The sequence below is a fragment of the Novosphingobium sp. KN65.2 genome (genome assembly GCF_001368935.1).
Classification (GTDB): Bacteria; Pseudomonadota; Alphaproteobacteria; order Sphingomonadales; family Sphingomonadaceae; genus Novosphingobium; species Novosphingobium mathurense.
Genome location: NZ_CCBH010000062.1, coordinates 1 through 9125, shown reverse-complemented (window position 1 = coordinate 9125; position 9125 = coordinate 1). Strand labels below are relative to the sequence as shown.

Below are 9125 nucleotides of genomic sequence, written 5' to 3'. Positions count from 1 at the left end.
CCGCCCCGGCGGGGGGGGGGGTCGACAGACGTATCATGGCCCGTTCCAGAGTCGCATTGAACAGGGTGCGGTTCGGCAAACCGGTCAACAGGTCGAAATGGGCCATGTGGGAAATCTTGGCTTCCGCCTGCTTGGCGTCGCTGACATCGGCGATGAACCCGCGCCACCCGCCCGCTTTGCCGCGCAGTTGGTCAATAGGGCGTCCGTTTAGCGACCACCAGCGTTCCTCCCCACGAACTTTCAGCGGAAGAATTAGATCGCGGAAGCTCTCGCCCAAATTCAATTTTGCCTGGAGCTCCTGCCGATGGATGCCTTCATGGAACAGGACTGCCAAGGGCATGCCGTCGAGCCGATCCGCATCGATTCCGCAGGCATCGCAAAACCGCGGCGACGGGTTGGAAATGCGTGCCTCCGCATCGATTTCATAAAGCCAGTCGCTGCCCTCGTCATCGTATTGATTGAGGAGCAGCTGGATCGTTTCGTTCGACTGCGCCAAGCGTTTCGTGCGGATGCGCCGTGTGGCGAACAGATAGAAAAGGTTATAGATCGACCAGTGCAGGAACGAGGCGAGAAGTCCTATCACGACCGCAACGGGCGCCGCGGCCATTCCTTCGCGGTTGAGCAATCCTGCAATAATGGCGCAAGCACTCGAGAGCACGGCGCCCAGCGCCAAATGCGGCAACGCCAGAATGCTGATACCGTCGATCACCATCATGGCGATACCCAGCGCCGTCAGCCCCATTAATTGATCTTGCGGCGCAATCACGATTGACCAGCCAAGCATCACACACCACCAGATGGCGCGGATACAAAAGGTGTTCCTGCGATAGCGAAGTGCCAGAGTTTGACTGCATTGGAGATTCGCCTCACGGTGCCTGACCGATGCCTGAGCACCCATCACAAGGGCAAAGCCTACCAGCACCGCGCAGATAAAAGCCAGATTGCTCGAGCGACCGACAAGCAGGAGAAGAGCAGAGAGCCGAACCAATTCGAGCAGGGTGAACGGGAATGAGCGAAGGTAATCACTCCGGCAGCGCGCGAACCAGTCCTCCTCGTGCGGTTCCACGCGATGGCGGGTGAGCGCCAATAGCGTGATAGGCGTTCGCCTGATCAGCTCGGGGCCGATTTTGTGCATCATCAATTCTGTCCTCTCCCACGCCCCCCCGGTCGTTGAGCCGGGCCGATGCTTTTAACGGAGCTTGGCGGGCTGGGACTTGGGCAAAAGTCCGTAGATACGCCCAGTAAATATTTGGCTAAAATAGAAAAATCTTGCCGCAGCCAAGGGCAATAATTCCCGTCGTCGATGGGTCGCGAAGCGACGTGAACGAATGGCTGGCTCCGAGGACCGGTTCACGCCGCAGGAACGGTGGCTTTGCGGCGGGACATTCCAACACCTGCCGGTCCGCTCCTGGTCCCGGTGCAACTGTTCCGCGACCTTTCACACACTTGTCCCCACCAGGCTGCCAATCGCGGCCGTAAGGCCCATCGCCAAGGCGCCCCAGAAGACTACGCGGGCCACCGGGCGCAGTGGCTTGGCTCCGCCGGCCTTGGCCCCGACCATCCCCAGCAGGGCGAGGAACAGGATCGAGCCCACGGCCTGCCCAGGCCCCACCAGCTCCATCGGCAACAGCGCCGCCAGCGTCAGCGGCAGGGCGGCCCCGGCAGTGAAGGTGCCGGCAGAGGTGAAGGCGGCCAGCACCGGCCGCGCCTCGGTTGTGGCGGTAATGTGCAATTCGTCGCGCGCATGGCTGCCCAGCGCATCGAAGGCTGTCATCTGCCGGGCTACCTTTCGGGCAGTTTCCGGATCGACGCCGCGGCTCTCGTAAATCCCCGCCAGTTCGGCCAGCTCGGCCTCTGGCCCGCTAGCCAGCTCCTCCTTTTCGCGCGCAATGTCCGATTGCTCGGTATCCGATTGCGAGCTGACCGAGACGTACTCGCCTGCCGCCATCGACATGGCCCCTGCCACCAGCCCGGCGACGCCCGCCACCAGGATTGCCGGGCGGTCTGCGCCCGATGCAGCGACGCCCAGGATTAGGCTGGCAGTGGACACGATGCCATCGTTCGCTCCCAGCACGGCGGCGCGCAACCAGCCAATACGGGATACTAGGTGCTGTTCGGTATGCGGCCTCATGCGTCGTTCTCCCCCTCGGGCCCCGCCGCCTGCAGCAGCGAGGTATCGATCAGTTCGTCCACGAACAGCGCCAGCAGCGCGGTGTGTGATGTGACGCCAGCCTTGGCATAGATGCGCGCCAGTTGCGCCCGGACAGTGCCTGCTGCCGCGCCGCGCAAGGTGGCAATCTCGGCCACGTCGCAGCCTTTCAGGGCGAACAATGCAACATCGGCCTCTGCCGGGGTCAGTTGCCATTGGGAAAACCGTAGCTGGACCAACTCGCCCAGCGCGCCACGGGCAACCGCCACCGCAGCCTCGTCCGCCCGGGAGGCGGCGATCAGATGGCGGATCTGGTTCGCGCCAAACACCACCGATATCAGCAGGGCCACGGCGGCGATGCCTTCCACGATCAGATGACTATCGGTTCCTTCCCCGGCCAGGTCCCCCGCCAGGTCGGCCAAGAAGAAGGCGGCGGCGAGTGCCTGCAGGGCCACGACGACGGTCATCGCCGTGGCTCGGTGTTCCAGCTTGCGCGCCCGCCCCTTCATGAACCCGCTTTACTGGCGGCGGGGCAGCATCGCCAGCACTACCTGCCGCCCGCTGCGCCGCGTCTCGAAGACCACGCCGGCGATGTGCAGCACGATCAGTAGATAGAGCAGGTTGACCGCGATTTCATGCAGCTCTTCCATTCCGCCCTCTTCGTGATCTTCGCCACTTTCCCGGACTTCTTCGGCCTGCTCCGCCCGCTCACGCTCCTCGCCAGATTCGGCAGAGACAAGGGCAGCCGGGCGGCCTTCCTCGTGGCTTTCGCCCTGTGGGGGGAAGCCGGCCATGGCAATGCCGGTGGCGATGATCACGCACAGGCACGACCAGATCGCATAGACCATCAGCGCGCCCAACGGGTTGTGGCTGGCATGTTCGGCTTTCTCGCCCCGGCGGATCTCGCCCACATGGCTCAGCGCGCGGGCCGGGTTGGGCGGGAAGGCGGTAAAGCGCGCCTCGTTCGGGCCGATCAGGCCCCACAGCAGGCGCAGCCCCAGGATCGCCGCCAGCGCATAGCCCACCCATATGTGGGCGGCGCTGCCTTCCTCGGTAAGCAGGGCGTTGGCGAGGATGGCCAGAACAATTGTCCAGTGGGTCAACTTGACAACGGGGTCCCAGTTTCTCTCGGTGGCAGGCACGGTCATGGCAGCGGTTTCCTTCGGAAATGATGCCAGCGGCAGGCCGGGTGAAGGATCACGAGCCGGCCGCTGGCCCGCTCTGTCTGGCCTGACGAGCCGCATGAGGTAATAGGCCCGGCGCTTACAGGCTCGACGATAAGCGGGTGCTTACGCATCCAATCGCGCCATGTTGGCTAGCTCATCCCGGGCCGGAGCCTTTGTAGAGGATGCGCGTGCCGTCTCTAACGGTGATCGTGTCCGTTGTCAGTTTCCATGCCGCGCCGAAAACGGAGCGACGCGGGCTGTCCGGCGCACGGTCAGCCCGGAATGTTTCGCCGGCTTTCCTGCGGATCGCGGCGTGCTCTGGCATCGACTGGGGTGGCCTCGAGCCTCAAATCGAAGGTCTCCGAAACCCAATCTTCGCTCTTGGCCCAGAGTGCCTTGGCCGTTTCCGGATCGAGCGCATAAGGCCGTACGCCCGGGCTGGCGAAGCCGATGCTTTCGTCGCTGACCACCGGGGATACCTGGCAATCCTCGCAATAACGGCCGCCGACGTCGTCCGCGTCTGCGACGAGGCCTGCCCAGAGCGTTGTCGCAGCGCCCTGCTGGGGCGTTTTCCACTCCATCTTCGGCTTGCCTTCCTTCGCCAGATCCGCGTTGATGCTGTCGACAAGCAGCTGGAGCCGTTCGGCGCCCATGTGGCGGGCAAGCTCGGTTTGGATCCCGCCGGGATGCACGGCCGTCGCGCGCAGACCTAGCGCGCGATACCGCCGATCGAATTCGACCGCGAACAGGATGTTGGCCGTCTTGGATCGACCATAGGCGATGAATGGGTCGTAGGGGGTCTTATCGAAGTTCGGATCCATCAGGTCGACATCCGAAAAGCGATGCCCGGACGAGGCAAGCATCACGAGCCGCGATCCGGGACGCATCAGCGCCGCGATCCTGTTGACGAAGGCAAAATGCCCGAGATGGTTGGTTCCGAACTGGGTCTCAAAACCATCAGCGGTAAGACCGGGTGGGGGCGCCATGACCCCGGCATTGGCGATCACCAGATCGAGCGGACGGCGCCCCATTCGCAACCTGTCGGCAGCGCTCCGGACGCTCCCCAAATCGGCCAGATCCAGCTCAACCAGCTCAATCGAACTTCTGTCCAATCCAGCTTCGGCCAAAGCCTTGGAAGCCTTGTCGCGGTCTCTCGCTGTGCCCACCACTTGCGCACCGTGGCTGGCGAGAGCGCGGGTAGTTTCGAGGCCCAGTCCCGCCGAAACGCCGGTCACGAGGATGCGCTTTCCTGTCACATCGATCTCTGCGAGCACGTCATCGGTGGTGGACTTGAACCCGAATGGCTTGGTCATGTGATTTTCCTATGAATATCTGATAGTCACAGCTGGATAAGCGACAGTGACAGTGGGCTTCAGCCCCGTTGCGGATGGTCAGATTGTGGGTCGATGGAGATCGCGATCTTGCCCCGCTGACGCACGGTGCCATTCTGGCCCAGCACCGCGTCATAGGCGACCTCGATTTCCTTGATGGTGAAGACACGCGGGTCGAGGCGCGGGAAGAGCTTGCCCGTCTCGATAAGTGCGCTCGCCTCCGACAGGATTTCACCGAAGTGTGCCCGGCCTTCGTCGGCCAGCAGGGTGTGCAGCGTGAACACGCCCGAGTACGTCGCTTGCTTGAATGAAAGTGGGGCAAGCTTGTGGGTGCCCCAGCCAAGGCAACTCACCACGTGTCCGAACCGCTTTACGGCGCGAAACGAAGCATCCAGAGCCGGGCCGCCAATTGTATCGTAGACAAGATCGAAACCCCGGCCGCAGGTATGTTCTTCGACATAGGCCTCAGCCTCGTCGGACCCGTCGATCGGTGTGGCGCCCAAGCCGCGCACATATTCTAGATCCCCGCCGAACGCGGTTGCAAATACCCTTGCTCCCCGCGCGAGCGCAATCTGAACGGCAACGTGGCCCACGCCGCCGCCGCCGCCCTGGATCAGCACCGTCTGCCCGGCCTGGACCTGTGCGCGATCAATCAACCCCTCCCACGCGGTGATAACAACCAGCGGCAGCACGGAGGCCTGCCGCATGGTCAGCGCATCCGGCTTGCGGGCCAGCAGCCGCGCATCCACCGCTGCAAACTGCGCATGGGAGCCTTGCAGTCCGCCGACGCCGCCCGTCAGTCCGAAAACGGAATCCCCAATCTGGAAATCCGTCACGCCCTCACCGACCGCAACAACAGTTCCGGCCAGGTCCATCCCGAGGATGGCCGGCAAGGGCTGCTTTGCATGGGGGGCTTCGCCCGCCCTGATCTTGGTGTCGAGCGGATTGGTGCCGCTTGCCGCGATCTGCACAAGCACCTGCCCGTGGCCGGGCTCGGGACGCGCAAGCTCGCGGAGGATGAAAGGTCCGTTGGTCGCTTCAACAATGGCGGCGGTCATGGTTGGGCTGAGCATGGTCGAACTCCTGTTGGTGCTCGGATGATGGGCGCATTCGTCTTTGACTGGCAGTCGCCAAAAGCGCACAGTCCTCATTCATTTTTGAATGGATGTGGTATGCCCGCTGCGCCTCTTGAATGGAGTGACTTGCGCGTTTTTCTCGCGATCGCGCGGGCCGGATCCCTGGGAGGGGCGGGCCGCCGTCTGGGCCAATCGCAGCCGACGATGGGGCGGCGATTGCGCGCACTCGAAGCTGCCGTTGGCGCGAGACTGTTCCAGCGTTCCTCGTCCGGTTTCTCGTTGACTGACGAAGGCATAATCATGCTTCGTCATGCTGAGGTCATGGAAGCCGAAGCCCAGGCGCTGGCGCGCGAACTCACCGGCCGCGACGGTTCGCTCGAAGGTGTGCTGCGGTTGACCTGCTCGGACTGGTTCGGCCGCATCATGCTGGCACCGGTGATCGCCGAGTTCCAGCGCCTCAACCCGGCCGTTATTCTCGAGTTGCTTACCGACGCCCGGATTTACAGTCTTGCCCGTCGCGAGGCCGATCTGGTCATCCGCATCGCCGACTTCGACGAACCGGAGGTGATCGCGCGAAGGCTGGTGACCGTAGGCTATGGTCTCTACGCGAAGCCGGAGACTTGGCAGCCGGTAACGGGGGACGGCGCGGGCTGCCCGTTGATCGTGATGGATACGAGTTTTGGCGCGATGCCCGACGTTGCCTGGCTGACGCGGACTTTCCCCAACGCGCACATCGCGGCAAGGAGCAACAGCCGCGATGTGCAGGCGCAGCTCTGCGCACTGGGGGTTGGCCTGGCTGTCCTTCCCGTTCCGCTTGGAGAAACAACGGCGGGAATCGAGAAAGTGAAACTCGACATCGATCCGCCAAGCCGGGACAATTGGCTGGGCTTCCACATGGATCTGCGGCGGTTGCCCCGTTTGCGTGCATTTGTGGACTTGCTGGTCGCGCGTCTTTCATCGCCGTGAACCTGCGCATCGCCTCGCCATTCAATCCGCGGTTCGAACTTCTGTGTCGATGTCTGGGTCAGGCGACAGGATTCCCCGTTCGGCAGCCGAAACCAGCCTTTCGGCAATATGCCGGAACCGGCCAGTCCCAATTGGGCGCCGGAGCTAATCAAACAGGCGCGGTGAAAAGCTTAACTCGTGGGCATCGTGCCGGGACGCAGATAGGCAAACATGTGCGCAACGTAATCGGCTTTGCCCAGGTCTATGCCCTCGGCGCGTAGGATGGCATAGGCGGTCATCACGTGAAAATAGAATTGGGGCAGGGCCCAGTCCCGCGCATATTGTTCTGCCGTAAGATCGAAAATCATGCCCATCGGTAGCGCATGCGCGATGGGCGTTTCCGGGGCCATATCGGGGGCATTGGACGAGATCGACTCGATATGCGCCACCGTCTGGTCGATCCTGGCTAGGGCGTCAGCGATTGAACCGGGATGCTCGCCAGCATTGCGCCCTTCGTTCAGCAGAGTCTCGACCATAGCCGGGAACGGCTTATCCTGCAGTCGGGATATGCCTTCCTGTGCTTGCACGCACGCGAAGCGAACCTGCGTGGACAGCGGAAACATGTCAGGGGCAAGCCGCGCCGACAGAAGGCGCTCCGCTGCGCCATCGGTCATTTGCAATTCAGCCTTGCGGAGCCAAGCCGAAAGAGCCTTCAACATCTGGATATAGGTTGGAACGAGAACGTCTGACAGCTTCACCAAATTTCCTTCGATCGGTCCACGCACCCTTACGATCAGCTCGTTTCGGTCGGCATGTCAAAGGCATGCCTGGGGATGACTGCCGGCTGAATAACTCTTCCATCTTCGAAAGAGCATCCGGCGTCAAACGCATGAATGTTCGACGTGCGTCCGTGGCATCAGGGTACCGTTCGAAGAGGCCTTACGCCTTGCGTGCACGAAGCATGTGCATGGAGAAAATCAGAACGTGCTTCGAGAACTTTCGGTGAAATTGATCCTCGCCTGCGGCAATTTGGCGATTTCCGGTCTTGCGAAGAAGTAGCCTTGGCAAAGCTCGATACCAAGATCCCTAACCATTGCGACTTCTTCGTAAGTCTCCAGGCCTTCAGCCAGACATTGGACGCCCAATTCCTTCGTCATCGCGACAATGTTTCGCACGATGATCTGGCGTTGCCGGCAACTTTCAATGCTACGGATCAATGCTGCATCGAGTTTAATCAGATCCGGTCGCAAGTCAGCCAGCAAGGAAAGTCCGGCGTGGCCGGCCCCAAAGTCGTCGATGGCGGTGGTGAAGCCGAATTGCTTGTACACTTCAATGATTCTGCGCACATGGGCGACATCGTTCATATGTTCGTCTTCTGTGAATTCGAACATCAACTGCGCTTTATCGAACCCGGTACGCCGTGCTGCTTCCAGCGTTGCGCGGATGCATGCACGGGGTTCGTACACAGCGTTTGGCTTGAAGTTGATCGATAGCTTCGTACGCCCGTCACGCGGCAGAAGAGGGGCCGCCAGTTCGATGGCCTTAACCCGGCATGCCTGATCGAAGGCATACACTGCTTGTGGATCGACCCGGTTCAGAATGGAGGCAGCAGATTGCCCTTCGGGTCCGCGTACGAGCGATTCATATCCCCATACGCGATCGGCAGCGAGGTCCACGATAGGCTGAAAGGCCATGGTGAAGTTGAGTCCATGGGACAGACCTTCCCGACAGGCGCCGCACTTATTTGGATAGGCGTCACCACGCGCAGCGGGAACGAATGCTGGATCAAGGAAGGTCACGTCGCTGCCTCTGGCTATTCAAGCCAGTGCTATTTCACGGTAGATTTGAAACTTCATTAATCGAGATGTGGGGCGAGCGATCCTGCATTGGGGGCAGGTCCAATAACTGTGGCAGGTCGGCGCAGGATTTGTCGGGCTTACTTGCCGAGCGCGCAGCCATTTGACTCATTCTTAAGATATTGAGCCTAAGCCGATTCCATGGCTTGGCGAGAGAACATCCCGGCGCGCGTTTGTGGCACTATGCTGGCCGCATCTGCGATCTTCGCAACCCCTGCAATCGCAGGCGAAAGCGCATCGGGCGGGTTCAGGATCTCGCTCAATGTTCCGGTAGTCTGCGACCTCGATGCCCAGCCTTTCGAACTCGATGCCAGCGGGCAGCGCTTCGTTGGGCAAGTGCAGGAATTCTGCAATTCGAACCGCGGTTTCCAGGTCTTTGCCAGCCATCGTATGCTGGAACAAGATGAAAGCATATCGGTAGACTACGGCGGAAGCCGCAGCACTCTCGATCTCACGGGCATGTCTCCGGTAGCATTTCGGTCCGGTGCCCGTTTCGGTTATGTGCCGGTTTCTATCGAAGCCACGAACCTGAGCGCTCCAATCGCGCTCGAATTCGGGCTTACAGCCATTTGACTTGTGCGGCCTAGCCCGCCTTATTCACC

10 protein-coding genes are annotated in these 9125 nt (G+C 61.5%); 2 read left to right on the top strand and 8 right to left on the bottom strand.

The window, feature by feature from the left end; all coding sequences use genetic code 11:
• The 6 genes from SPHV1_RS02290 to SPHV1_RS02265 form a co-directional block, all read right to left on the bottom strand.
• The coding region (locus SPHV1_RS02290) for a PAS domain S-box protein (RefSeq protein WP_156367207.1) at positions 1-1138 on the bottom strand (1138 nt) is incomplete at its 3' end.
• Positions 1139-1438: 300 nt separating this feature from the next.
• Positions 1439-2131 carry a VIT family protein gene (locus tag SPHV1_RS02285; RefSeq protein WP_054944489.1) on the bottom strand — a complete coding sequence of 231 codons (693 nt, stop codon included), beginning with the start codon at positions 2129-2131 and terminating at the stop codon, positions 1439-1441.
• Positions 2128-2616, bottom strand: a complete 489-nt coding sequence (locus tag SPHV1_RS02280; protein ID WP_197277613.1) for a LuxR C-terminal-related transcriptional regulator — start codon at positions 2614-2616, stop codon at positions 2128-2130. The genes SPHV1_RS02285 and SPHV1_RS02280 overlap by 4 nt, the downstream gene beginning before the upstream one ends.
• Before the next feature lie 51 nt (positions 2617-2667).
• Entirely contained in the window at positions 2668-3297 is a 630-nt protein-coding gene (locus SPHV1_RS02275) for a cytochrome b/b6 domain-containing protein (RefSeq protein WP_054944487.1), read from the bottom strand.
• A 290-nt stretch (positions 3298-3587) separates the two neighbouring features.
• Positions 3588-4628, bottom strand: coding sequence for an SDR family NAD(P)-dependent oxidoreductase (locus SPHV1_RS02270; protein WP_082430735.1), 1041 nt, complete (start codon positions 4626-4628; stop codon positions 3588-3590).
• Positions 4629-4687: 59 nt separating this feature from the next.
• Positions 4688-5719 carry a zinc-dependent alcohol dehydrogenase family protein gene (locus SPHV1_RS02265; protein WP_054944486.1) on the bottom strand — a complete coding sequence of 344 codons (1032 nt, stop codon included), beginning with the start codon at positions 5717-5719 and terminating at the stop codon, positions 4688-4690.
• A gap of 24 nt (positions 5720-5743) precedes the next feature.
• On the opposite strand from SPHV1_RS02265, the gene SPHV1_RS02260 reads away from it, so the two are divergent.
• The gene (locus SPHV1_RS02260) at positions 5744-6688 is read left to right on the top strand and encodes a LysR family transcriptional regulator (protein ID WP_231634414.1); all 945 of its coding nucleotides are present in this window, start codon (positions 5744-5746) and stop codon (positions 6686-6688) included.
• Between the two features lie 170 nt (positions 6689-6858).
• Here the strand turns inward: SPHV1_RS02260 and SPHV1_RS02255 are convergent, their stop codons facing one another.
• On the bottom strand, positions 6859-7425 hold the full coding sequence (locus SPHV1_RS02255) for a DUF1993 family protein (RefSeq protein ID WP_054944490.1): 567 nt from the start codon (positions 7423-7425) through the stop codon (positions 6859-6861).
• 219 nt (positions 7426-7644) lie between these two features.
• Positions 7645-8466, bottom strand: a complete 822-nt coding sequence (locus SPHV1_RS02250; RefSeq protein ID WP_054944484.1) for an EAL domain-containing protein — start codon at positions 8464-8466, stop codon at positions 7645-7647.
• A 240-nt stretch (positions 8467-8706) separates the two neighbouring features.
• Here SPHV1_RS02250 and SPHV1_RS02245 point away from each other — a divergent pair, with 240 nt between their 5' ends.
• Entirely contained in the window at positions 8707-9096 is a 390-nt protein-coding gene (locus SPHV1_RS02245; RefSeq protein WP_054944483.1) for a hypothetical protein, read from the top strand.
• The last annotated feature ends 29 nt before the right edge of the window (positions 9097-9125 follow it).